Here is a 23324-nt window from a genome sequence, read left to right as displayed (position 1 = left end):
TGCAGCTTGGGTCGTACACGTACGTTGTGTCGTGCCGCCGGGTGAGAGGTACGACGGTCCAGACGCCGACAGGTATAGTCCACTTCCCGTCCACGGAGCAAGATCGAAAGCCGGTTTCCGCGCCAGTCTTTCCCGAGTTGAGACCTCACGGATTATGACGGCGCATAAGTGCCGATTCATCCCACGACTTGCCGTCAACACCCTTGACACCACCTGCCACTTGGCCTCCTACTGGAGCCTGCGCCATTCAGATGACAACGTTGTCCTATTCCAGCGGCAGGAGCGGCGACACGGCATGGAGCCCAGAATTCGCACCCGATCACGGTCCCGGAACCCCCGCCTCAGAGCCGCCGCGCTGCTCGCGTCGACGGCATTGGTACTGAGTTCGGCGCCCTCGGTGGCACAGGCACTTCCCGGCCAAACGGACACATCGTCCAGGGAGTTCACCACCTCCTTCGAATCGGACGAAACACAGCCCACCTGGCGTAATTCGGTGGACGTCGGAACGGACGGCGCCCCGCGTGCGTCGGGGGTCGACGGCGGCTTCGCCAGTGGAATACCGGGCAATGTCACCGACAAGGTGGTCACGCTGCGGGCCAGCGGCGAGAACGCCGGCTCGGGCGAGACGAAGGAGAATCTGGTCGATCTCCAGCCGTCCACGAAATGGCTGGTCTTCGCGCCCACGGCCTGGATCGAATTCGACCTCGACGCGCCCACCAAAGTGGTCACGTACGCGCTGACGTCGGCGAACGACGCGGCCGAGCGCGACCCCCGCGACTGGACCCTCAAGGGCTCGGCGGACGGCGAGGAGTGGACGGTCCTCGACACGCGGGCGGGCCAGAGCTTCGCCAAGCGCTTCGAGACCCGGACGTTCGACTTCGCCAACGACACGGCGTACGCGCACTACCGGCTGGAGTTCACGAAGAACAGCGGCGCGAGCCTCACCCAGCTGGCCGACGTTCAGTTCTCGAACGGGGACACCTCCGCCCCCGTGCCCGAGGAGATGCGCAGCCACGTCGACCGCGGCCCCGGCGGCTCGCCGACCGCCAAGGCGAACGCGGGCTTCACCGGCACGCGCGCGCTGCGCTACGCCGGTACGCACAAGCCGGCCGGCCGGGCGTACTCGTACAACCGGGTCTTCGACGTGGACACCCGGATCGAGCGGGACACCGAGCTGTCGTACCGGATCTTCCCCTCGCTCCCCGAGACGGACCTCAACTACCCCGCCACGAACGTCGCCGTGGACCTGGCCTTCACCGACGGCACCCACCTGAGCGACCTGCGGGCCACCGACTCCCACGGCGGCCTGCTCTCGCCGCAGGGCCAGGGCGCGGCCAAGCGGCTCTACGTCAACCAGTGGAACCAGGTGTCCGCGCGGATCGGCGCGGTCGCGGCCGGGAAGACCGTGGACCGGATCCTGGTGGCGTACGACTCCCCCAAGGGCCCGGCGAAGTTCCAGGGCTGGATCGACGACGTCAGCCTGAAGCCCGAGGCGCCGCGGAAGCGGCTCGCCCGGCTCTCCGACTACGCCTCGACCACCCGAGGCACGAACTCCAGCGGCTCGTTCTCGCGCGGCAACACCTTCCCGGCCACGGCCGTCCCGCATGGCTTCAACTTCTGGACGCCGGTGACCAACGCGGCCTCCCAGAGCTGGCTGTACGAGTACGCGCGCGGCAACAACGCGGAGAACCTGCCGACGGTGCAGGCCTTCGCCGCGAGCCATGAGCCGAGCCCCTGGATGGGCGACCGGCAGACCTTCCAGCTGATGCCCTCGGCGGCGGCCGGTGCTCCGGCGACGGACCGGACGGCACGGGCGCTGGCCTTCCGCCACGAGAGGGAGACGGCCCGCCCGCACCACTACGGCGTCACCTTCGAGAACGGCCTGAAGGCCGAGATGACCCCGACGGACCACGCGGCGATGATGCGCTTCACCTATCCGGGTGGGGACGCGAGCGTGGTCTTCGACAACGTCACCGATCAGGGCGGTCTGACGCTCGACCCGGCGACGAGTTCCTTCACCGGCTTCTCGGACGTCAAGAGCGGCCTGTCGACCGGCGCGACCCGGATGTTCGTGTACGGCGTCTTCGACGCGCCGGTCACCGGCTCCGCGGCGCAGGGCGTGAAGGGCCACTTCCGCTTCGACGCGGGCGCGGACCGTACGGTGACGCTGCGGCTGGCGACCTCGCTGATCTCCGTCGAGCAGGCGAAGGCGAACCTCGCGGACGAGCTCCCGGCCGGCAGCCGGTTCGAGACGGCGAAGGACCGGGCGCAGGACGCCTGGGACCGGATCCTCGGCCGGGTGGAGGTCGAGGGCGCCGACCACGACCAGCTGGTGACCCTGTACTCCAGCCTGTACCGCCTCTACCTCTACCCGAACTCGGGCTTCGAGAAGGTGGGCGCGACGCACAAGTACGCGAGCCCGTTCTCCCCGATGACCGGCGAGGACACCCCCACGCACACCGGGGCGAAGGTCGTGGACGGGAAGGTGTACGTCAACAACGGCTTCTGGGACACCTACCGCACGACGTGGCCGGCGTACTCCTTCCTCACCCCGTCCAAGGCGGGTGAGCTGGTCGACGGCTTCGTGCAGCAGTACAAGGACGGTGGCTGGATCTCCCGCTGGTCCTCCCCCGGCTACGCCGACCTGATGACCGGCACGTCCTCGGACGTGGCCTTCGCGGACGCGTACGTCAAGGGCGTGGACTTCGACGCGGAGGCGGCGTACGAGGCGGCGCTGAAGAACGCCACGGTCGTGTCGCCGAACCGGGGCGTGGGCCGGAAGGGGATGGAGACCTCTCCCTTCCTGGGCTACGCGTCGACGGAGACGCACGAGGGCCTGTCCTGGTCCCTGGAGGGGTACCTCAACGACTACGGCATCGCCAAGATGGCGCAGGCGCTGCACAAGAAGACCGGGAAGAAGCGGTACCAGGAGGAGGCGGCGTACTTCCTGTCCCGGGCTCAGAGCTACGTCTCGCTCTTCGACAGCGAGGCCGGCTTCTTCCAGGGCCGTGATCTGAAGGGCGACTGGCGCGTCCCGTCGGCCCAGTACGATCCGCGGATCTGGGGCCACGACTACACGGAGACGAACGGCTGGGGGTACGCCTTCACCGCGCCGCAGGACTCGGCGGGCCTGGCTCGGCTGTACGGCGGCCGTGAGGGTCTGGGCGAGAAGCTGGACACGTACTTCTCGACGCCGGAGACGGCGAGCCCGGAGTTCGTGGGCTCGTACGGCAGCGTCATCCACGAGATGACGGAGGCCCGGGACGTCCGGATGGGCATGTACGGCCACTCCAACCAGGTCGCCCACCACGTGCCGTACATGTACAACGCGGCCGGGCAGCCCTGGAAGACGCAGGAGAAGGTCCGCGAGGTCCTCTCCCGTCTGTACACCGGCAGCGAGATCGGGCAGGGCTACCACGGCGACGAGGACAACGGCGAGCAGTCGGCCTGGTACCTCTTCTCCGCGCTGGGCTTCTACCCGCTGGTGATGGGCAGCGGGGAGTACGCGATCGGTTCGCCGCTCTTCACCAAGGCGACGCTCCGGCTGGACAGCGGCCGCACGCTGGTGGTCGAGGCGCCGCGCAACAGCGCGAAGAACATCTACGTGCAGGGCGTGAAGCTGAACGGCAAGCGCTGGAACTCCACGGCGCTCCCGCACGGCGTGCTGGCCCGCGGCGGCACGCTCACCTTCGACATGGGCCCGAGGCCGTCGTCGTGGGGCACGGGCAAGCAGGCGGGCCCGGTCTCGATCACCCCGCCCGGCAAGGCCCCGTCCCCGCGCAAGGACGCGACGACGGGCACGGGCCCGCTGACGGACAACACCTCGGCGACGTCGGCGCCGGTGTCGGCGGCGACGGCGGTGGACCTGCCGGTCGCGGAGCGGACGCGGGCGGTGCAGTACACCCTGACGTCGGCGGAGGCGAAGTCGGCGCCGGGGGGCTGGGTGTTGCAGGGCTCACGCGACGGACGAACGTGGACGGACCTGGACAAGAGGTCGGGCGAGTCGTTCACGTGGGACCGCCAGACGAGGGCCTTCACGATCCGGGCACCTGGCTCGTACCCGACGTACCGTCTGATGCTGGCCAGGGACGCGAAGTTGGCTGAAGTGGAACTACTCAGCTAACTCCGGCCAAACATGAGCACTCAACCGAAACAGTTCTGTCACAGCCCCGCCGCCACGTGAAAATCCTGTGCCAGGATCCAGGTGAATCAGTGGTCCGCCGCGTCCCCCCGGGGGCGCGGCGGACCCATTTCCCCACACCGAACGGGAGTACTACGTGGCCAAGACTTCTGGCCTGAACAGCACGGGCATCCTGTCCCGTGTCACGGTCGCGGCGATAACGGCGGCCCTGGTCGCCACGACCACCAGCGCGATCGCGGCCGAGGCCCCGAAGCCCGCGGAGAAGGCCGTGTCGGCGGCTGCCCAGGCCCTCGCGACTCCGAAGGCGAACAAGGCGGCCGCGTCGGCGGCCGAGGCCGACTACCGCTGGCTGGGGGCGGTCTCCGGCGCCGACATGTACTGGTACGCGCCGAACAACGCGGGCGGCTACGAGGCTCGCGAGCTGCAGACGTCCGACTGGGACATCTTCAAGGACGCCCAGCAGGCCGACAACGACGGCGACGGTGTGGCCGAGGACCTCTGGGCCTGGACCAACGACGGTGAGCTGGTCTACGCGAACGGCGATGTCGAGGACAGCGGCATCAGCGTCGGCAAGGGCTGGAACATCTACAACAAGGTCCTGGTCCCGGGCAACCTCGGTGGTGCCGCGGCTCCGGACATGCTCGGCCGCGACGCGTCGGGCAAGCTCTACATCTACCTCGGCTACGGCGACGGCAAGCTGACCGGCCGCGTGCTGGTCGGCGCCGGCTGGGGCCAGTACACCCAGATCGCCGGCGTCGGCGACCTGAGCGGTGACGGCAGGGCCGACATCGTCGCGCGCGACGGTGGCGGCGTGCTGTGGCTCTACAAGGGCACCGGCGACCAGAAGGCCCCGTTCGCGGGCCGCACCAAGATCGGTGCCGGCTGGAACGCGTTCAACAGCCTCGTGGGCGTCAGCGACCTGGACTTCGACGGCCGCGCCGACCTGGTCGCGCGCGACACGGGCGGCAAGCTCTACCGCTACTCGGGCACCGGCAACGCCGCGGCCCCGTTCAAGGCGAAGGCCCTGATCGGTAACGCTGGCTGGAACACGTACCGCTTCATGTTCTGACAGCCGCCGCTTCGGGCTTCTGGGCCCCGCTCCTCTTCGGAGGAGCGGGGCCTGCTGCGTTTGCGCCGAGAGTGACGGTCGGGGCAGAAGGACGGGACAGAACGGGCATATGAACGCTTCTGAAACAGCTACGTCACAAACCAGTTGGCCTGTGAACATCTTGTGCAAAGATCAGTGGGCATGAGTGGTCCGCCGCGCCCCTCAGGGGGTTGGGCGGACCCATTTCCACAAAAAACGGGAGTAATACGTGGCCAAGACTTCTGGCCTGAACACCACGGGCATCCTGTCCCGTGTCACGGTCGCGGCGATAACGGCGGCCCTGGTCGCCACGACCACCAGCGCGATGGCGACCGAGGCCCCGAAGCCGCGCTCCGCCGACGCCGTCCAGCAGTCCGCGCCGGCGGCGAGCGCCTTCAACACCACCACCTCGTCCGACGCCCAGGTCAACGCCCTGTACGGCGTGGACAGCACCGGCTTCATGTACGGCTACGCGCCGACCGGCACCGGCGGTCTCGACACCCGTATGTTCACCGGCTCGGGCTGGGAGTACACGAAGCAGATCACCCAGGTCGACCGCGACGCCGACGGCAGCGCGGACGGCATCTGGGCCGTCACCAACGGCGCGCTCGAGTACCTGGAGTTCGGCCAGGACCCGTGGCGCGTGGGCGGCGGCTGGGGCGTCTACAACAAGGTGATCTCGACGGGCAACCTGGGCGGCGCAGCCGCGGACGACCTGCTCGCCCGCGACAACTCCGGCGTCCTGTACATCTACCTGGGCTACGGTGACGGCAAGGTCACCAGCCGCGTCAAGGTCGGTGCGGGCTGGAACGCCTACACCCAGATCGCCGGCAAGGGCGACCTGAACAACGACGGCAAGGACGACATCGTCGCGCGCGACGGTTCGGGCATCCTGTGGCTGTACAAGGGCACCGGCAACTACAAGGCGCCGTTCCAGGCGCGCACCAAGATCGGCGCCGGCTGGAACGCCTTCAACTCGCTCGTCTCGGTGGGTGACATCGACCTGGACGGCATCACCGACCTGGTCGCCCGCGACAGCGCCGGCAAGCTGTACCGCTACTCGGGCTCCGGCGTCGCCTCGGCCCCGTTCAAGCCCAAGGCGCTGATCGGCACCGGCGGCTGGAACGCGTACCGCCTGCTGTTCTGACGGACGCCGTCTTCGGCGCCTGACGAACGACGCACGAACGGGCCCCGCTCCTCTTCCGAGGAGCGGGGCCCGTTTGCGTGGGGCAGCAGGTGGGTCAGCCGCGGATCAGGTTGCGGAGGACGTACTGCATGATGCCGCCGTTGCGGTAGTAGTCCGCCTCGCCCGGGGTGTCGATGCGGACGACCGCGTCGAACTCGACGCCCGTGTCCGTCGTGACCTTGACCGTGCGCGGGGTCGTGCCGTTGTTCAGTTCCTCGACGCCGGTGAAGGAGAAGGTCTCCTCGCCGGTCAGGCCGAGGGAGGACGCCGAGGCGCCCTCGGGGAACTGGAGCGGGAGGACGCCCATGCCGATGAGGTTCGAGCGGTGGATGCGCTCGTACGACTCGGCGATGACGGCCTTCACGCCGAGGAGCGCGGTGCCCTTGGCGGCCCAGTCACGGGACGAGCCCGAGCCGTACTCCTTGCCCGCCAGGATCGCGAGCGGGGTGCCCTGCTCGATGTAGTTGCGCGAGGCGTCGTAGATGAAGGAGACGGGGGCGCCTTCCTTCGTGAAGTCGCGGGTGTAGCCGCCCTCGGTGCCCGGCGCGATCTGGTTGCGCAGGCGGATGTTGGCGAACGTGCCGCGGATCATGACCTCGTGGTTGCCTCGGCGGGAGCCGTAGCTGTTGAAGTCGCGGCGCTCGACGCCGTGCTCCGTGAGGTACTTGCCGGCCGGGGTGTCGGCCTTGATGGCGCCGGCCGGGGAGATGTGGTCGGTGGTGACCGAGTCGCCCAGCTTGGCCAGGACCCGCGCGCCGACGATGTCGGAGACCGGGGTGGTCTCCATCGTCATGCCCTCGAAGTACGGGGGCTTACGGACGTAGGTGGACTCGGTGTCCCACTCGAAGGTGTTGCCGGTCGGGATCGACAGCGCCTGCCACTGGGCGTCGCCCGCGAAGACGTCCTGGTAGGACTTGTTGAACATGTCCTCGCCGATGGCGTTGGCGACGACGTCGTTGACCTCGGCCTCCGACGGCCAGATGTCCGCCAGGTAGACCGGCTTGCCCTCGGTGTCCGTGCCGAGCGCGTCCTTGGTGATGTCCACCTTCATGGAGCCCGCGAGCGCGTACGCGACGACCAGCGGCGGGGACGCCAGGTAGTTCATCTTGACGTCGGGGTTGATACGGCCCTCGAAGTTCCGGTTGCCGGAGAGGACCGAGGTGACCGCGAGGTCGTGCTCGTTGACGGCCTTGGAGACCTCCTCCGGCAGCGGGCCGGAGTTGCCGATGCAGGTGGTGCAGCCGTAGCCGACGAGGTTGAAGCCGACCTTGTCGAGGTAGGGGGTCAGGCCCGCCTTGTCGAAGTAGTCGGTGACGACCTTCGAGCCCGGAGCGAGGGTGGTCTTGACCCACGGCTTGCGGGTCAGGCCCTTCTCGACGGCCTTCTTCGCGACGAGCGCGGCGGCGACCATCACGTACGGGTTCGAGGTGTTGGTGCACGAGGTGATCGCGGCGACGGTGACGGCGCCGTGGTCCAGCTCGTAGGTGGTGCCGTCGGGGGCGGTCACCTGGACCGGGTTCGACGGGACGCCGTTGGTGACGGCGGGGGCGTCGGAGGCCGGGAAGGACTCCTGGCCCGCCTCGTCGACCATGTCGACGTAGTTGCGGACGTCCTGCTTGAACTGCTCGGCCGCGTTCGCGAGGACGATGCGGTCCTGCGGGCGCTTCGGGCCGGCGATGGAGGGGACGACCGTGGAGAGGTCGAGCTCCAGCTTCTCGGAGAAGTCGGGCTCGGCGGCCGGGTCCAGCCAGAGGCCCTGCTCCTTGGCGTACGCCTCGACCAGCGCGACCTGCTGCTCGGAGCGGCCGGTGAGCTTGAGGTACTTCAGCGTCTCGCCGTCGATCGGGAAGATCGCGGCGGTGGAGCCGAACTCCGGCGACATGTTGCCGATGGTGGCGCGGTTGGCGAGCGAGGTGGCGGCGACGCCCTCACCGTAGAACTCGACGAACTTGCCGACGACGCCGTGCTTGCGCAGCATCTCGGTGATCGTGAGGACGAGGTCGGTCGCGGTGGTGCCGGCCGGCAGCTCGCCGGTCAGCTTGAAGCCGACGACGCGCGGGATCAGCATGGAGACCGGCTGGCCGAGCATGGCGGCCTCGGCCTCGATGCCGCCGACGCCCCAGCCGAGCACACCGAGGCCGTTGACCATGGTGGTGTGGGAGTCGGTGCCGACGAGGGTGTCGGGGTACGCCTGGCCGCCCCGGACCATGACGGTACGGGCCAGGTGCTCGATGTTCACCTGGTGGACGATGCCGGTGCCGGGCGGGACGACCTTGAAGTCGTCGAAGGCGGTCTGGCCCCAGCGCAGGAACTGGTAGCGCTCCTTGTTGCGGCCGTACTCCAGCTCGACGTTCTGGCCGAAGGCGTCCTTCGTGCCGAACTTGTCGGCGATGACCGAGTGGTCGATGACCAGCTCGGCCGGGGAGAGCGGGTTGACCTTCGCCGGGTCGCCGCCGAGCTCCTTGACGGCCTCGCGCATGGTGGCGAGGTCGACGACACAGGGAACGCCGGTGAAGTCCTGCATGATCACGCGGGCCGGCGTGAACTGGATCTCCTGGCTGGGCTGGGCCTGCGAGTCCCAGCCGCCGATGGCCCGGATGTGGTCGGCGGTGATGTTCGCGCCGTCCTCGGTGCGGAGCAGGTTCTCCAGGAGGACCTTCAGGCTGTAGGGAAGGCGCGCGGAGCCCTCGACCTTGTCCAGCTTGAAGATCTCGTACGACTCGTCGCCCACGCGCAGCGTGCTGCGGGCGTCGAAGCTGTTCGCCGACACGACAGTCTCCTTCATCAATGTGCGCGTATTACCGCCATGCTGCCGCCACGACTCCTCGCCGATCCGCTAAGGTAAGGCTTAGTTAGGTAACCCTTACCGGGTGGGCGGCTGCGGCGCGCCGTAAGCAGTTATCTCGATGTCGAGATAACTCTAGTGCATCCCCGCCGCTCGGTCATGCCCGGCATGCCTGCGATCGGTGTCATCCGGCCGCTCCTTCGGGGCCGGAGACAGTGTGGCCGGCGCGATGTTCGACGCGCCGGACTTCCTCCGCGCCCTGTCCGCGCACCTCTCGGTGGAGCTGTGACCGACCCGCGAGGGACGGGTCAGGCGTGCCAGACGCCCGTCGCCGCGGTGGTACGGACGTAGTCGGCGAAGTCGCGCGGCTCGCGGCCCAGGGCGCGCCGCACCCCGTCGGCGAGCTGGGCGAAGCGCTCCTCGCGGATCCAGCTGTAGAGGTCGTCGAGCAGGTTCACGTACCCCTCCGGCAGTCCCTGCCGTGCGCCGACGGCCACGAAGTCCTCCGGCGGGACCGCGCGGTGGACGATGTCCCGGTCCGTGGCGCGGGCGATCTCCTCGACGACCTCGTCGAGGGAGAGCAGGCGGGGCCCGGCCAGTCGGTACGTCTCGCCGGCGTGGCCGTCCTCGGTGAGGGCGGCCACCGCGACATCGGCGATGTCGTCGGCGTCGACGAACGCTTCGCGGCCCGTCCCCGTGGAGCTCACGAACTCGCCGTCGCGGAGCTGGCCCAGGTAGTACGGGTCCTCGCTGAAGTTCTGCGCGAACCAGGCGGGCTTCACGATCGTCCAGGCCACGCCCGACTCCCGTACCGCGCGCTCGCTGGGCAGCTTCTCCTCCCCTTCCGGGACCACCCAGTCGTTCGCGGAGAGCAGGACCAGGCGCTCGACCCCGCGCGCGGAGGCCAGCTGGGCGAAGGCGCGCACCGAGTCGGCCGCGTCCTCGGTCTGCGAGTCGACCAGATAGGCCGCGCCGACGCCCTTCAGCGCGGGCTCCCAGGTGGACTCGTCGGTCCAGTCGAAGCGGGTCGGTCCCCTGCGGGAGCCGGCGCGGACCTCGTGGCCGGCGTGCCGCAGGCGGGCGAGGACTCGGCGGCCGGTCTTGCCGGTGCTGCCGAGGACGAGGATCGGCTTCGGGTCCGCGGTGTGCGCGTTCGTCGTGTGCGCAGGTGTCGTACGCGCGTTCTTCGTCGTCACGTCGTTCGTCATGGAACGAGTCAAACGCGCCGACCACGAGGCGGAGAATGGCCTGTCGGCTCAATCCGATGTCTGAGCGTCTAACCTTGCCGGATGGATGCGTTGGGGAGCCTGCTGTACGAGGTGAGGTCCGAGGGCGCGCTGTTCAGCCGCAACCACCTGGCGCCCCCGTGGGCGGTCCGTTTCGCCGACCGCGCACCGCTCACCCTGATCACGCTGCTGCGGGGCTCGGGACTCGTCGATCCCGGGGGCGAGGAGGCGCCGGTCGCGCTCGGGCCGGGTGACGTGGCCGTCGTGGTCGGTCCGGAGCCGTTCTCCGTGAGCGACGAGGACGGTCTTGAGGCCACGCCGCTGTACGTGCGGGAGGGTCCCGACCGGTGCACGACGGCCGACGGCGAGGAGATCAGCGAGGACGTCGTCCTGGGCCTGCGGATGTGCGGGAACAGTGTGGACGGCCCGACGGTGCTGCTCACCGGCAGTTACCGGGTCGGCGGGCGGGTCTCGGAGCGGCTGCTGAGCGCGCTCCCCCGGGTGCTGGTGGTCCGCCACGAGGGCGCGCCCGGCCCGATCCTGGAGCTGACGGCCGCCGAGATCGGCCGCGACGACCCGGGGCAGCAGGCCGTACTCGACCGGCTCCTTGACCTGTTGCTGCTGTCCACGCTCCGGGAGTGGTTCGGTCGCCCGGAGGCCGATCCGCCGGGCTGGTACCGCGCGCTCGGCGACCCCGTCGCGGGCCGGGCGCTCCGGCTGATCCACGACCGGCCCGCCCAGCGGTGGACCGTGGCGGCGCTCGCCGAGGAGGCGGGTGTGTCGCGGGCGACGCTCGCCCGCCGGTTCACCGACCTGGTGGGCGAGCCTCCGATGGCCTATCTGACGGGCTGGCGGCTGGCCCTGGCGGCCGATCTGCTGGCGCGCACGGACGCCACGGTCGAGGCGATCGCCCGGCAGGTCGGGTACGGCAGCGCGTTCGGGTTGAGCGTGGCCTTCCAGCGGGTGTACGGGACCCGCCCCAGCCACCACCGCGCCCCAGCGGCGGCGTAGGCGCGGGCCAGGGCGGGACCGTACGACCTGAACCGTCATCAGGGGCAATAACCCCGCTCAACGACCCGTACGGCCGCGAAAGGATTGCCGCGGATCGTGCCGCGGCTGAGGATCGGAGCATGTTCAGCGGTGCGCATGTGATTCTCTACACCCCCGACGCGGACGCCGACCGGGCCTTCCTCAAGGACGTCCTGCGCCTCGACCACGTCGACGCGGGCGAGGGCTGGCTCATCTTCAGGCTGCCGCCGGCCGAGGTCGCGGTGCACCCGACGGCGGGTGAGACGAAGCACGAGTTCTATCTGATGTGCGACGACATCGCCGGCACGCTCACCACCCTGGAGGACCGCGGGGCCGAGATCTCACGGCCCATCAGCGACCAGGGCTGGGGGCTGCTCGGCGCCGTGCGGCTGCCGAGCGGCGCCGAACTGCCGCTGTACGAACCGCGTCACCCGACCGCGCACAGCGCGTCACCCTGACGGCCCACCCCCACGCGAGCCCCATCTCATATCTGAGATAACGTGACGCGCATGGCAGACGACTACCTCGTACGCATCGGCAAGCTCATCCGTGACGCCCGGCAGCACCGGGGCTGGACGCAGACGCAGCTCGCCGAGGCCCTGGCCACAAGCCAGAGCGCCGTGAACCGGATCGAACGTGGCAACCAGAACATCAGCCTTGAGATGATCGCACGCATCGGCGAAGCACTCGACAGCGAGATCGTGTCCCTCGGTTACGCCGGCCCCATGCATCTGCGGGTGGTCGGCCGCCGCCGGCTCTCCGGGGCCATCGACGTCAAGACGAGCAAGAACGCGTGTGTCGCGCTGCTCTGCGCCACGCTCCTCAACAAGGGCCGTACGGTCCTGCGCCGTGTCGCCCGCATCGAGGAGGTCTTCCGGCTCCTGGAGGTCCTCAACTCCATCGGTGTGCGCACCCGTTGGATCAACGACGGGGTCGACCTGGAGATCGTGCCCCCGGCCGAGCTGGACATGGACTCGATCGACGCGGAGGCGGCGATCCGCACCCGCTCGATCATCATGTTCCTCGGCCCGCTGCTGCACCGCATGGACCGCTTCAAGCTGCCGTACGCGGGCGGCTGCGACCTCGGTACGCGCACGATCGAGCCGCACATGATCGCGCTGCGCCGCTTCGGCCTCGACATCACGGCCACCGAGGGCCTGTACCACGCGCAGGTCGAGCGGGCGGTCTCGCCGGACCGCCCGATCGTGCTGACCGAGCGCGGGGACACCGTCACGGAGAACGCGCTGCTCGCCGCGGCCCGCCACGACGGCGCGACCGTCATCCGCAACGCCTCCTCCAACTACATGGTCCAGGACCTCTGCTTCTTCCTGGAGGCGCTGGGCGTACGGGTGGACGGCATCGGCACGACGACGCTGACCGTGCACGGTGTGCCGCAGATCGACGTGGACGTGGACTACTCCCCCTCCGAGGACCCGGTCGAGGCGATGAGCCTGCTGGCCGCGGCCGTGGTGACCGAGTCGGAGCTGACGATCCGCCGGGTCCCGATCGAGTTCATGGAGATCGAGCTCGCGGTGCTGGAGGAGATGGGCCTCGACCACGATCGCTCGCCGGAGTACGCGGCGGACAACGGCCGTACGCGCCTGGTGGACCTGACGGTCCGGCCCTCCAAGCTGGAGGCGCCGATCGACAAGATCCACCCGATGCCGTTCCCCGGCCTGAACATCGACAACGTGCCGTTCTTCGCGGCCATCGCGGCGACGGCCCAGGGCAAGACCCTCATCCACGACTGGGTCTACGACAACCGGGCGATCTACCTCACCGACCTCAACCGCCTCGGCGGGCGCCTCCAGCTCCTGGACCCCCACCGCGTCCTGGTCGAGGGCCCGACCCGCTGGCGCGCGGCGGAGATGATGTGCCCGCCGGCCCTGCGCCCGGCGGTGGTCGTCCTCCTGGCGATGATGGCGGCGGAAGGCACGTCGGTCCTGCGCAACGTCTACGTCATCAACCGTGGCTACGAGGACCTGGCGGAGCGCCTGAACTCGGTGGGCGCGCAGATCGAGATCTTCCGGGACATCTGACCGGGCGCGGTGTCGTGCCCCTGCCTCGACTCCCCCGGCTCCCTCCGCTCCCCCCGCCCCCCGCTCAACCGCGAGGGGACGGGGGTGTCGAGGGGAGCGGGGTGCGGGGCGCCGACCCGGGGTCGGCCTGGGGGCCGGTGGTGGCGGGTGCGGTGGGGGTGGGGCGGGCCTGGCCCGGCGAGGCCGTCCGGGCGGGCTCCTCCGGAGTGGTCGTAGGTGTGGGCCCTTCCGGGGTGGCCCTGGGGGTGGGCTCCCGCGGTGGGGCCGTGCGGGTGGCTTCCTCCGATGCGGTCGGAGGGGTGGGGTCCTGCGGGGAGGCCGAACGGGTGGGCTCGTGCGGGGAGCTTGTCGCCGGGGGCGGGGCGAGGGGGACCGTCGGGGTGACGGGGGCCCCGCCGGACGTGAGGTGCAACGGCAGCGCGACCAGGGCGGCGACCGCGCACGCAGCGCCGACGCCGGCCGCCGCGCGCAGGAGCTTGCGGCGGGCCGCCGCACGGCGGATCGCCTCGTAACGCCCGGCGGGCGGGCCGAGGTCGGTGGCGGACGGGCGCAGGAGGACGGCGAGGGGGTCACCGGGTTCGACGTCCGGCCCTTCGTCAGAGTGCGCGATCAAGGCTTCTCCCCAAGTGGGCGCGGAGCAGTTCTCGGGCCGCGTGGAGGTCGGCCTTGATGGTTCCCTCCTTGCGCTCGGTGAGCACGGACACCTCCCGGATCGACATGTCAGCGTAGTAGTGGAGCAGGATCGGGACGCGCAGTCGTTCCGGCAGCGACTGCACCAGCAGCCGTACGGAAGGGTCGGGAGGTTCGACCCGGGGGCCGACCGTGACTTCGACGCCGACGCGGTGCACGGCCCTCCGCTCCCGTTCGAGCTTGCGCCAGTGGTCCCTGACGAGGTTGGCCGCCGTCACGTAGAGGAATCCCTGGGGCTCCGCGACGGAGGTCCAGCGGGCCCAGAGCCGGGTGAACGCCTCGGACGCGATCTCGTGTGCCGTCTCGTCGTCGTCGACGAGCCGTCGGCACCAGCCGGCGAGGCGCGGATAGAGGGCGGCGAACAGCTCGGACGCCGCCTTCTCGCGGGACCGTTTCACCGCTCTCCACGGTCGTGATCGGGGCTGTCGGACGACAGCGCGGCGAAGACGATCACATTGTCACGGTACTCGTCGCCGGTGCGGGGGCCGCCGCAGGTGATGAGTCTCAGCTCGGGGCGGTCCACGTTCCCGTAGACCGCGTCGGAGGGGAAGGCGGCCTTGGCGACCGTCCGCACCTCGTCGACGGTGAAGACCGCCGTGGTGCCGTTCTCCAGGCGCGCCTCGATCCGCTCGCCCCGCCGCAGCCGCGCGAGGTGACGGAAGACCCCGTCACCCCAGGCGCCGACCGTGACATGGCCGAGGATCACCGACGGGCCGACCTGACCCGGCGTCGGCGAATGCCGGTACCAGCCCGCCAGGTCGTCCGCGGCGATCGGCGGTACCTCCACGCTGCCGTCCGGGGCAAGACCCAGCCGCATCAGCGGGGTGTCGACCTCGATGGCCGGGATCCGCAGGCCGACCGGGACCGAACGGCCGGGCGGCCGCGCCGGGTTCGGGGGCGTTCGCGGGGTAGGAGGGGGCGTGCTCGGCGAGCGTGCGGTCGTGCCCCGGCTCGTCGTCGGGGAGCCGCAGCTCGCGAGCAGCGACGCCGTCGCGAGGGTGGCGAAGGCGCGCCTGGAGAGGGAGGTCATGCGTCGTTTGCCTGCCGGCGGCGTACGAGGACGAACGCGGCGCCGCCACCGGCGAGCACCACGGCGGCGGCGCCGCCGATCAGCCCGGCCTGGGCTCCGGAGTTCGCGGACGCGGGCGTGGCGTCACCGGTGTCGGGCGCGCCGCTGGGCACGACGGCGACCTGGCCGGGGCGGGGAGGCGAGGTGGGGCTCCTGGTGGCGGCGACCTCGGAGGGTGCGGCGGGGGCCGCGGACGGCTCGGCCGTGGCCGGGGCGCCCGTGGGAGCGGGGGTGCTCGCCGGGGCCGGGGTGCTCGCGGCGGCCGGGGCGGCCGGGGCGCTCGTGGCGGCCGGGGTGCTCGCCGGGGCCGGCTTGGGGGCGTCGGCGAGGGCGGGCGCGGTGCCCGCCGCCAGTGCGGTGCAGGTGAGTGCCAGGGCACTGAGGAGTGTTCGGCGCATGTGTCGCTCTCTTCTCAAGGGGGTGTTGCGGTGGATCGAGGAGAGAGACGAGGCAGCGGGGGGTTCCGTTGTAAAGAGATGGCAAAGTCGTTGTGTGGCGATTTCGCCGGTATCAGTTCGGGGCGGTCGGCCGGCTGCGGAGCTTCTTGCGGAGGGTGCGGGTCTCCGGGTGCCGGGGACCGTAGGCGGCGTCCAGGATGGCGAAGCTGTCGTCGTACCACGGGCGGGCCTGCTCCGGGCCGTCGGTGAGGAGGGCCACGTCGCCGAGGCGTTCGCAGACGATGCTCAGGTCCCGCTGGGTCGCCAGGTCGCGAGGGTCGTCGCCGAGCAGAGAGCGGCGCAGTGAGAGGGACTCGTCGTAGTGGGCGCGGGCCGCCTCCAGGTCGCGGCGGCGCAGGGCCAGGTCGCCGAGGCGTTCGTACTGGACGCCGAGGTCGCGGCGGGCTCGGGGGTCGCCGGGGAGTTCGGCCGCCAGTTCACGGCGTACGGCCAGGGCGCGGGCGTACCACTCGGCGGCCTCGTCGAACTCCTGGCGTTCGGTCGCCAGCAGCCCGAGGTGCTCCTGGACGACGCCCAGTTCGCGGCGGTCCCCCGGGTGGTGCGGCTCGCTCTCCACCACGTGCTCGGCGAGGGAGAGGGCCGTCGTGAAGTGGTCGTGCGCGGTGTGCAGGGCGGCGGCCCCGCCGGTCCTCAGGGCGGTCTCGCCCATCTTGAACTCGCCGAACCTCAGGTCCCGCAGCAGGCGGATGTCGTCGGGGTGTTCCTCGCGCAGCCGGCCGGCGATGGCCAGGCCCTCCGCGTACGCCTGCGCGGCCTGGTCGAGGCGGTGGGCACCGGCCCAGAAGTCGCCGTACTTGTGGAACGCGACGCTCAGGTCCCGCCGGGTGGAGAGGTCGGGGAACTGCTCGGCGAGCCGGATCGACTCCGCCAGCATCCGTTCGTAGTGCCGCCGTGCCTCGCGCGGCCTGCCTCTGCGCAGGGCTTGGTCACCGGCCTGCTCCGCGGCGGAACAGCTGTCGACGAGACCCTGCCGGACCCTGACCGCATCCCATCTCGCCATCGAACCCCCACACGAACGCCCCGGCCCCGCCATCGCGGGAAGTCGGAGGAAAACCAGCTGACCGGGACCACTATCCCCGGCGCCGGCGCCCTGCGAATCGCCCTGGATCGAACCTTCCGCCAGAGTTCACCCCACGGTCGTGGGAGCGTCGCGAGGGGCGGGGGCACGGCCCCCGCCCCTCCCGGGGTCACTTCAGGGTTGCGAGCGCCGCCTCGTAGTCGGGCTCGGTGGCGATCTCGGGTACGAGCTCCGAGTGGAGCACCTCGTTGTTCTCGTCCAGGACGACGACCGCGCGGGCGGTCAGGCCGGCCAGCGGGCCGTCGGCGATCTCGACGCCGTAGTTGGTGTGGAACTCACGGCCGCGCAGGGTCGAGAGCGTCTTCACGTTCCGCAGGTCCTCGGCGCCGCAGAAGCGGGCCTGCGCGAAGGGCAGGTCCGCGGAGATGCAGAGCACGACCGTGTTGTCCAGGTCGGCGGCCTTCTCGTTGAAGGCGCGGACGGAGGCGGCGCAGACGCCCGTGTCGACGCTGGGGAAGATGTTCAGCACCTTGCGACGACCGGCGAACTCGTCCAGCGTGCTGTCCGTCAGCTCCTTGGCGACGAGCGAGAACGCCGGGGCGATGCTGCCGGGGGCGGGCAGTTCGCCGTTGACCTGCACGGGGTTGCCCTTGAACGCGATCTGGGCCATGGGAGATCTCCCTCGGAGAGTGAGTACGACAACGTCCCCGATCGTACGTCGCGTCACTCGCCGGCACGGCCCGCCACCATGGCCACGGGTCAGCCGGGCGGCGGCATGCCGCCCTTGAGGCGTTCGATGTCCGAGGGCCGGACCTGGATCACGAAGACGGCGACGAAGAACGCCACGATGGCGAAGGCGGCCGCCGTGATGAAGCCGGAGGAGACGCCGGAGGTGAGCACCTGGTCGGCGTAGGGCGGGGGCAGTTGCCCGGTCCTGGCGAACTCGGCCTTCTCCAGCGGTCCGGCCTGCGAGAGGAAGGCGGGGACCTGCACCTTCGCCTCGTTGCGGCTGGCGGTGCCGAAGACGGTCACCAGGATCGAGAGCCCGAGCGAACCACCGACCTGCTGGGTGGCGTTGAGCAGCCCGGACGCGGCTCCCGACTCCCGCGGCGCCACGTTGGACAGCGCCATGATGGTCAGCGAGACGAACATCAGGCCCATGCCCATGCCGAAGACCAGGATCGGCCCGAGGATGCTGCCCAGATAGGTGGAGTCGATGTCGGTCAGGGTCAGCCAGGAGAGGCCGGCCGCGGCCAGCAGCGAGCCGACCACCATGAAGGGTTTGGGCCCGTACTTGGGCAGCAGCTGGGAGGCAGTCCCGGCGCCGACGGCGATGATCGCGCTGACGGGCAGGAACGCGAGGCCGGTGGTCAACGGGCTGAAGTGCAGGACGTCCTGGACCCAGAGCGTCAGGAAGAAGAACATCCCGAAGATCGCCGCGGCGAGACAGAGCATGATCGCGTACGTGCCCGCCCGGTTGCGGTCGGCGAACATGTGCAGCGGGGTGATCGGCTGCCGGGAGCGCCGCTCCACCAGGATGAACAGGATCAGCAGGACGACGGCCGCGCCGAACGAGGCCAGCGTCCACGGGTCGCGCCAGCCCTCCTGGGAGGCGCGGATGAAGCCGTACACCAGCGCCACCATGCCGAGGGTGGAGGTGAGCGCTCCGGTGAAGTCGAAGTGGCCGGGGTGGCGTTCGGACTCCTTGATGTGCCGGGGCGTGAGGAGCGCGATGAGCAGCGCGATCGGCACGTTGACGAAGAAGATCCAGCGCCAGTCGAGCCATTCGACGAGCAGTCCGCCGGCGACGAGGCCGATCGCGCCACCGCCCGCTGAGACGGCCGCGAAGACGCCGAACGCCCGGTTGCGTTCCGGGCCTTCCTCGAAGTTCGTGGTGATCAGGGAGAGCGAGGTCGGCGAGGCGATCGCGCCTCCGACGCCCTGCAGGGCCCGGGCCGCGAGCAACTGCCAGTCGTTCTGGGCCAGTCCGCAGAGCAGCGAGGCGAAGCCGAAGAGCAGGATGCCGAAGACGAAGACGCGGCGCCGGCCGAGGATGTCACCGGCGCGTCCGCCGAGCAGCAGCAGTCCGCCGAAGGTCAGCGTGTAGGCGTTGACCACCCACGACAGGCTCGTGGTCGAGAACTCCAGCGAACTCTGGATGTGGGGCAACGCGATGTTGACGATCGTGATGTCGAGAACGACCATCAGCTGGCAGGAGGCGATGAGGAAGAGGGCTATGCCCTTTCCGTCTCGGCTCTTCCCGGGCGTCGTGCTCGGTGCCGGGTGGGGCGTCGGGTTCGGTGTACTCATGGGCATCGCGCCCTCGCTCCGTGAGGCGCTGTGGGCCGGTCAGTCCACCTTTCGACACTAAGCCCGGGTCCTGCGACTCTCCAGTTGATCAAGCGGGGCGGCCTCACTCCAGGACGGCGAGGCCGTCCAGTTCCACCTGCGCCTGCTCGTCCCACAGCCGTACGACACCGATCACGGCCATCGCCGGGTAGTCCCGACCCGCCAACCGCCGCCAGATCCGGCCCAGTTCGGAGGCGTGGCGCCGGTAGTCGGCGACATCGGTGGCGTAGACCGTGACGCGGGCGAGGTCGGCCGGGGAGCCGCCGGCGTGGCGGAGCGCGGTGAGCAGGTTGGTCAGGGCGGTCTCGAACTGCTCGGGCAGCGTCTCTCCGACCACCTTGCCCTCGCGGTCGAGGCTGGTCTGCCCGGCGAGGAGGACGAGTCGGGAGCCGCTGGCCGTGACGGCGTGGGAGAAGCCGGTGGGCGGCGAGAGTTCGGCCGGGTTGTGCCGGTGCAGGCTCATGCCGTGGCCTCCTGGGGGCGGCGGGGCTCGGCGGCGCGCCCCCGCTCCGAGGGGGCTTCGTCGAGCGCTGTGGCCTTGTGCAGCTCCTTGTACAGCTCCTTGGCGATGATCGTGCGCTGGACCTCGGTGGCGCCTTCGTAGATGCGTGGGGCACGCACCTCCCGGTAGAGGTGTTCGAGCAGGTGGCCCCGTTGCAGCGCGCGTGCGCCGTGCAGCTGGACGGCCGCGTCGACGACGTACTGGGCCGTCTCGGTGGCGAGCAGCTTCGCCATCGCCGCGCGGCGCGGCACGTCGTCCGCCCCGGCGTCGTACGCGGCGGCCGCCGCGTAGACGAGGAGCCGGGCGGCCTCCGTACGGGTGGCCATCTCGGCGACCTGGTGGGCGACGGCCTGGAGGTCGCCGAGCACGCCGCCGAAGGCCGCTCGGGTGGCGGTGTGGGCGAGGGTGGCGTCCAATGCCGCCTGGGCCATGCCGACCGCGAAGGCGCCGACGCTGGGCCGGAAGCGGTTGAGCGTGGTCATGGCGACGCGGAACCCCTGGTCGGGCTCGCCCAGGAGGTCCGCGGGGCCGACCGGGACTCCGTCGAAGACCAGGGTGCCGATGGCGTGCGGGGCGAGCATGTCCAGGGGGCTGCCGGAGAGGCCGGGCCGGTCGGCGGGGACGAGGAAGGCGGTGACGCCCCGGGCGCCCGCGTCGGGGGTGGTCCGGGCGAAGACGGTGGCGAAGTCGGATTCCGGGGCGTTGGAGATCCAGCGTTTCTCGCCGTGCAGCCGCCAGCCGCCCGCCTCGTCCGGGCGGGCCTCCAGGGCGAGCGCCGCCGCGTCGGAGCCGGCGTCGGGCTCGCTGAGCGCGAAGGCGGCGACGGCGCGGCCCGCGACGATCTCGGGGAGCCAGCGGGCCCGCTGCTCGCTGCTGCCGAAGGCGGCGACGGGGTGGCCGCCGAGGCCCTGGAGGGCGAGGGCGGTCTCGGCCTCCGTACAGGCGTGGGCGAGGGACTCCCGGAGCAGACAGAGGCCGAGGGCGCCCGCGTCGAAGAGCCCGGCGAGCAGACCGTGCTCGCCGAGGGCGGCCACGAGGGGGCGGTTGACGCGGCCGGGTTCGCCCTTGTCGGCGAGCGGTCGCAGCCGTTCGGCCGCCAGCGCGCGAAGCTCCGCGCAGCGGGTGGTCTGCTGTGGATCGAGTGAGAATACGGACATTCGGACCCCTGTCTCCCTCTGTCTCGCTCTCCGACATCACTTCTATCGCGCACCGTTGACTGTCGTCACCATCACGATACGCTCGTGGGGCGACCCCACCACGACAAGGGGACGAACTCATGGAGCTGACCCCCTCGGCCCACCACGACACCTTCGCGCGCGACCATCTGCCACCCGCCGACCAGTGGCCCCGGCTGCTCTTCGATCTGCCGGGGCTCGCCTACCCGGAGCGGCTCAACTGCGGCACCGAGCTGCTCGACCGCACGATGGAACGTTTCGGCGCCGAGCGCCCGGCCTTCCGGGACGGCGACGGCGCCGTCTGGACGTACGGCGAGCTGAGCGAGCGGGTGAACCGGATCGCCCACGTCCTCACCGCCGAGCTCGGTGTCCTGCCCGGCAACCGGGTGCTGCTGCGCGGCCCGACCACCCCCTGGCTGGCCGCCTGCTGGCTGGCGGTGATGAAGGCCGGCGCCGTCGCCGTCACCGTCCTGGCCCAGCAGCGCAGCCGGGAACTGGCCGTCATGTGCGAGATGGCCCGCTGCACGCACGCGCTCTGCGACGTCCGGACGGTGGACGACCTGGTCGAGGCCGAGGTGCCGGGGCTCGCGATCACGGCCTTCGGCGGCGACGCCCCGGACGACCTGCTCGCCCGCGCCGCCGCCGCGCCGGGCACCTACCGGGCGGTGGAGACCGCCGCCGACGACGTGGCCCTGATCGCCTTCACCTCCGGCACCACCGGGCGCCCCAAGGGGTGCATGCACTTCCACCGGGACGTGCTCGCCGTCGCCGACACCTTCTCCGCGCACGTGCTGCGCCCCGAGCCGGACGACGTCTTCGCCGGCTCCCCGCCCCTCGGCTTCACCTTCGGGCTCGGCGGACTCGTCCTCTTCCCGCTGCGGGCCGGGGCGAGCGCGGTGCTGCTCGAACAGGCGGGCCCCAAGCAGCTGCTGGAGGCGATCGCCGCGCACCGGGTGTCGGTGCTGTTCACCGCGCCGACGGCGTACCGGGTGATGCTGGAGGAGATCGACCGGCACGGCGGTCACGACGTCGCCGTGCTGGCCTCGCTGCGCCGCTGCGTGTCGGCGGGCGAGAACCTGCCGGCCGCGACCTGGGACGCCTGGCACGCGCGCACCGGCCTGAAGCTCATCAACGGCATCGGGGCGACGGAGCTGCTGCACATCTTCATCTCGGCGGCCGACGGCGACATCCGCCCGGGCGCCACGGGGCGACCGGTCCCCGGCTGGCAGGCGCGGGTGGTGGACCGCTCGGGCGCCGAGCTCCCGGACGGCGAGGAGGGGCTGCTCGCGGTGCGCGGCCCGGTCGGCTGCCGGTATCTGGCCGACCCGCGCCAGAGCGAGTACGTCCACCGGGGCTGGAACGTCACGGGCGACACGTACGTCCGCGACGCCGAGGGCTACTTCCGCTACGTGGCCCGCGCCGACGACATGATCATCTCGGCGGGGTTCAACATCGCGGGCCCCCAGGTGGAGGAGGCGCTGCTCGCCCACCCGGACGTGGTCGAGGCGGCGGTGGTGGGGCACGAGGACGCGCTGCGCGGCCAGATCGTGGTGGCGTACGCGGTGGTACGGGACGGGGTGCCGCGCGACGCGGAGACCGCGGGGGCGCTGCGGGCATTCGTACGGTCCCGGCTGGTGCCGTACAAGAGCCCGCGGAAGATCGTCTTCCTGGACGCGCTGCCCCGGACGGCCACCGGGAAGCTCCAGCGTTTCCGGCTGCGGGCGGGCGCCGAGGACACCGCCTAGAGTGATCACGTGGCCGAGCAGCACACCCCCCGTTCCCTGATCGTCTCGCTGTACGGCGCGTACGGCCGCGGCCTCGCGCCGGGCGAGGAGCCCTTGCCGGTGGCCGAGCTCATCCGCCTCCTCGCGGTGCTCGGTGTGGACGCGCCGTCGGTGCGCTCTTCGGTGTCCCGGCTGAAGCGGCGGGGGCTGCTGCTGCCCCGGCGGACAGCGGACGGCGCGGCCGGCTACGTGCTGTCGGACGACGCCCGCCAGCTCCTGGACGACGGAGACCGCCGGATCTACGCCCGTACGGAACCGGCGCTCTCCGACGGCTGGGTCCTCGCCGTCTTCACGGTCCCCGAGGCGGAGCGTCACAAGCGCCATCTGCTGCGCTCGCGCCTCGCCCGGCTCGGCTTCGGCACGGCGGCGCCGGGGGTCTGGATCGCCCCGGCGCGGCTCTACGAGGAGACCCGGAACACCCTGGAGCGGCTTGAGCTCTCCCCGTACGTGGACCTCTTCCGGGGCGCGCACCTGGGGTACGCGCCGACGGCGGAGGCGGTGGCGCGCTGGTGGGACCTGCCGTCGATCGCCAAGCTCCACGAGGATTTCCTGGCCGCGCACGAGCCGGTGCTGCGGGCCTGGAAGGCCACGCCCGGCTCGGCGGAGGATGCCTACCGCGACTACCTCTTCGCCCTGGACTCCTGGCGCCGACTGCCGTACGCGGACCCCGTCCTGCCGGCGGAGCTGCTGCCGCAGGACTGGCCGGGCGCCCGCTCGGCGGCGGTCTTCGCGGAGCTCCACGAGCGGCTGCGGGACCGGGGCGCGGAGTTCACGGTGACGTCCTGA

Annotated in this window: 19 protein-coding genes; 8 read left to right on the top strand and 11 right to left on the bottom strand. The window is 71.0% G+C overall.

Annotation, left to right across the window (positions count from 1 at the left end; genetic code table 11):
* Window positions 1-295: 295 nt before the first annotated feature.
* From ACIPPS_RS31175 to ACIPPS_RS31165, 3 genes are all read left to right on the top strand, one after another.
* Window positions 296-4123 (top strand): GH92 family glycosyl hydrolase, encoded by a 3828-nt coding sequence (locus tag ACIPPS_RS31175; protein WP_401439080.1) that lies wholly within the window; start codon window positions 296-298, stop codon window positions 4121-4123.
* Between the two features lie 154 nt (window positions 4124-4277).
* Window positions 4278-5210: an FG-GAP repeat domain-containing protein gene (locus ACIPPS_RS31170; protein WP_401439077.1), complete on the top strand. Its 933-nt coding sequence runs from the start codon at window positions 4278-4280 to the stop codon at window positions 5208-5210.
* A 247-nt stretch (window positions 5211-5457) separates the two neighbouring features.
* Complete coding sequence (locus tag ACIPPS_RS31165; protein ID WP_401439075.1) at window positions 5458-6375, top strand: FG-GAP repeat domain-containing protein; 918 nt, start codon at window positions 5458-5460, stop codon at window positions 6373-6375.
* A 94-nt stretch (window positions 6376-6469) separates the two neighbouring features.
* Here ACIPPS_RS31165 and acnA read toward each other — a convergent pair whose 3' ends face one another.
* Both acnA and ACIPPS_RS31155 read right to left on the bottom strand, forming a co-directional pair.
* Entirely contained in the window at window positions 6470-9184 is a 2715-nt protein-coding gene (acnA, locus tag ACIPPS_RS31160; RefSeq protein WP_401439073.1) for an aconitate hydratase AcnA, read from the bottom strand.
* Window positions 9185-9507: 323 nt separating this feature from the next.
* On the bottom strand, window positions 9508-10407 hold the full coding sequence (locus tag ACIPPS_RS31155) for an NAD(P)H-binding protein (RefSeq protein WP_401439071.1): 900 nt from the start codon (window positions 10405-10407) through the stop codon (window positions 9508-9510).
* Between the two features lie 81 nt (window positions 10408-10488).
* Between ACIPPS_RS31155 and ACIPPS_RS31150 the strand changes: the two genes are divergently transcribed.
* From ACIPPS_RS31150 to ACIPPS_RS31140, 3 genes are all read left to right on the top strand, one after another.
* A complete protein-coding gene (locus ACIPPS_RS31150) occupies window positions 10489-11436 on the top strand; it encodes an AraC family transcriptional regulator (protein WP_401439069.1) in 948 nt (315 codons plus the stop codon).
* Window positions 11437-11555: 119 nt separating this feature from the next.
* Window positions 11556-11912 carry a VOC family protein gene (locus ACIPPS_RS31145; RefSeq protein WP_401439066.1) on the top strand — a complete coding sequence of 119 codons (357 nt, stop codon included), beginning with the start codon at window positions 11556-11558 and terminating at the stop codon, window positions 11910-11912.
* A 51-nt stretch (window positions 11913-11963) separates the two neighbouring features.
* Complete coding sequence (locus tag ACIPPS_RS31140; RefSeq protein ID WP_401439063.1) at window positions 11964-13493, top strand: helix-turn-helix domain-containing protein; 1530 nt, start codon at window positions 11964-11966, stop codon at window positions 13491-13493.
* 64 nt (window positions 13494-13557) lie between these two features.
* Here ACIPPS_RS31140 and ACIPPS_RS31135 read toward each other — a convergent pair whose 3' ends face one another.
* The 9 genes from ACIPPS_RS31135 to ACIPPS_RS31095 all read right to left on the bottom strand — a co-directional run bounded on the left by ACIPPS_RS31135 (window position 13558) and on the right by ACIPPS_RS31095 (window position 20736).
* Window positions 13558-14106 (bottom strand): hypothetical protein, encoded by a 549-nt coding sequence (locus ACIPPS_RS31135; RefSeq protein ID WP_401439061.1) that lies wholly within the window; start codon window positions 14104-14106, stop codon window positions 13558-13560.
* Window positions 14090-14581, bottom strand: coding sequence for an RNA polymerase sigma factor (locus tag ACIPPS_RS31130; RefSeq protein WP_401439058.1), 492 nt, complete (start codon window positions 14579-14581; stop codon window positions 14090-14092). The genes ACIPPS_RS31135 and ACIPPS_RS31130 overlap by 17 nt, the downstream gene beginning before the upstream one ends.
* Complete coding sequence (locus ACIPPS_RS31125) at window positions 14578-15213, bottom strand: class F sortase (protein ID WP_401439055.1); 636 nt, start codon at window positions 15211-15213, stop codon at window positions 14578-14580. Before ACIPPS_RS31125 ends, ACIPPS_RS31130 begins: the two co-directional genes overlap by 4 nt.
* Window positions 15210-15650: a sortase-dependent protein gene (locus tag ACIPPS_RS31120; protein WP_401439053.1), complete on the bottom strand. Its 441-nt coding sequence runs from the start codon at window positions 15648-15650 to the stop codon at window positions 15210-15212. Before ACIPPS_RS31120 ends, ACIPPS_RS31125 begins: the two co-directional genes overlap by 4 nt.
* A 112-nt stretch (window positions 15651-15762) precedes the next feature.
* Window positions 15763-16710, bottom strand: coding sequence for a tetratricopeptide repeat protein (locus ACIPPS_RS31115; RefSeq protein ID WP_401439051.1), 948 nt, complete (start codon window positions 16708-16710; stop codon window positions 15763-15765).
* Window positions 16711-16897: 187 nt separating this feature from the next.
* A complete protein-coding gene (gene tpx / locus ACIPPS_RS31110; RefSeq protein ID WP_401439048.1) occupies window positions 16898-17398 on the bottom strand; it encodes a thiol peroxidase in 501 nt (166 codons plus the stop codon).
* An 89-nt stretch (window positions 17399-17487) separates the two neighbouring features.
* On the bottom strand, window positions 17488-19038 hold the full coding sequence (locus ACIPPS_RS31105) for an MFS transporter (protein ID WP_401439046.1): 1551 nt from the start codon (window positions 19036-19038) through the stop codon (window positions 17488-17490).
* A 103-nt stretch (window positions 19039-19141) separates the two neighbouring features.
* Window positions 19142-19540, bottom strand: a complete 399-nt coding sequence (locus ACIPPS_RS31100) for a RidA family protein (RefSeq protein ID WP_401439043.1) — start codon at window positions 19538-19540, stop codon at window positions 19142-19144.
* Window positions 19537-20736 carry an acyl-CoA dehydrogenase family protein gene (locus ACIPPS_RS31095; RefSeq protein ID WP_401439040.1) on the bottom strand — a complete coding sequence of 400 codons (1200 nt, stop codon included), beginning with the start codon at window positions 20734-20736 and terminating at the stop codon, window positions 19537-19539. The genes ACIPPS_RS31100 and ACIPPS_RS31095 overlap by 4 nt, the downstream gene beginning before the upstream one ends.
* A gap of 119 nt (window positions 20737-20855) precedes the next feature.
* Here ACIPPS_RS31095 and ACIPPS_RS31090 point away from each other — a divergent pair, with 119 nt between their 5' ends.
* Together ACIPPS_RS31090 and ACIPPS_RS31085 are read left to right on the top strand one after the other, a co-directional pair.
* Window positions 20856-22499, top strand: a complete 1644-nt coding sequence (locus ACIPPS_RS31090) for an AMP-binding protein (RefSeq protein WP_401439037.1) — start codon at window positions 20856-20858, stop codon at window positions 22497-22499.
* A 9-nt stretch (window positions 22500-22508) separates the two neighbouring features.
* Window positions 22509-23324 carry a PaaX family transcriptional regulator C-terminal domain-containing protein gene (locus ACIPPS_RS31085; RefSeq protein WP_401439034.1) on the top strand — a complete coding sequence of 272 codons (816 nt, stop codon included), beginning with the start codon at window positions 22509-22511 and terminating at the stop codon, window positions 23322-23324.

Origin of the sequence: Streptomyces sp. NPDC090127 (genome assembly GCF_044746945.1) — a bacterium.
GTDB lineage: Bacteria > Actinomycetota > Actinomycetes > Streptomycetales > Streptomycetaceae > Streptomyces.
This window is presented reverse-complemented; position numbering and strand designations above follow the sequence as displayed.

What these genes read in the sequence shown, in the direction of transcription:
- ACIPPS_RS31175 (WP_401439080.1), top strand. Translation starts at nt 296, where the DNA reads ATGGAGCCCAGAATTCGCACCCGATCACGGTCCCGGAACCCCCGCCTC.
- ACIPPS_RS31155 (WP_401439071.1), bottom strand. Translation starts at nt 10,407, where the DNA reads ATGACGAACGACGTGACGACGAAGAACGCGCGTACGACACCTGCGCAC.
- ACIPPS_RS31150 (WP_401439069.1), top strand. Translation starts at nt 10,489, where the DNA reads ATGGATGCGTTGGGGAGCCTGCTGTACGAGGTGAGGTCCGAGGGCGCG.
- ACIPPS_RS31145 (WP_401439066.1), top strand. Translation starts at nt 11,556, where the DNA reads ATGTTCAGCGGTGCGCATGTGATTCTCTACACCCCCGACGCGGACGCC.
- ACIPPS_RS31140 (WP_401439063.1), top strand. Translation starts at nt 11,964, where the DNA reads ATGGCAGACGACTACCTCGTACGCATCGGCAAGCTCATCCGTGACGCC.
- ACIPPS_RS31125 (WP_401439055.1), bottom strand. Translation starts at nt 15,213, where the DNA reads ATGACCTCCCTCTCCAGGCGCGCCTTCGCCACCCTCGCGACGGCGTCG.
- ACIPPS_RS31120 (WP_401439053.1), bottom strand. Translation starts at nt 15,650, where the DNA reads ATGCGCCGAACACTCCTCAGTGCCCTGGCACTCACCTGCACCGCACTG.
- ACIPPS_RS31115 (WP_401439051.1), bottom strand. Translation starts at nt 16,710, where the DNA reads ATGGCGAGATGGGATGCGGTCAGGGTCCGGCAGGGTCTCGTCGACAGC.
- tpx (WP_401439048.1), bottom strand. Translation starts at nt 17,398, where the DNA reads ATGGCCCAGATCGCGTTCAAGGGCAACCCCGTGCAGGTCAACGGCGAA.
- ACIPPS_RS31105 (WP_401439046.1), bottom strand. Translation starts at nt 19,038, where the DNA reads ATGAGTACACCGAACCCGACGCCCCACCCGGCACCGAGCACGACGCCC.
- ACIPPS_RS31100 (WP_401439043.1), bottom strand. Translation starts at nt 19,540, where the DNA reads ATGAGCCTGCACCGGCACAACCCGGCCGAACTCTCGCCGCCCACCGGC.
- ACIPPS_RS31095 (WP_401439040.1), bottom strand. Translation starts at nt 20,736, where the DNA reads ATGTCCGTATTCTCACTCGATCCACAGCAGACCACCCGCTGCGCGGAG.
- ACIPPS_RS31090 (WP_401439037.1), top strand. Translation starts at nt 20,856, where the DNA reads ATGGAGCTGACCCCCTCGGCCCACCACGACACCTTCGCGCGCGACCAT.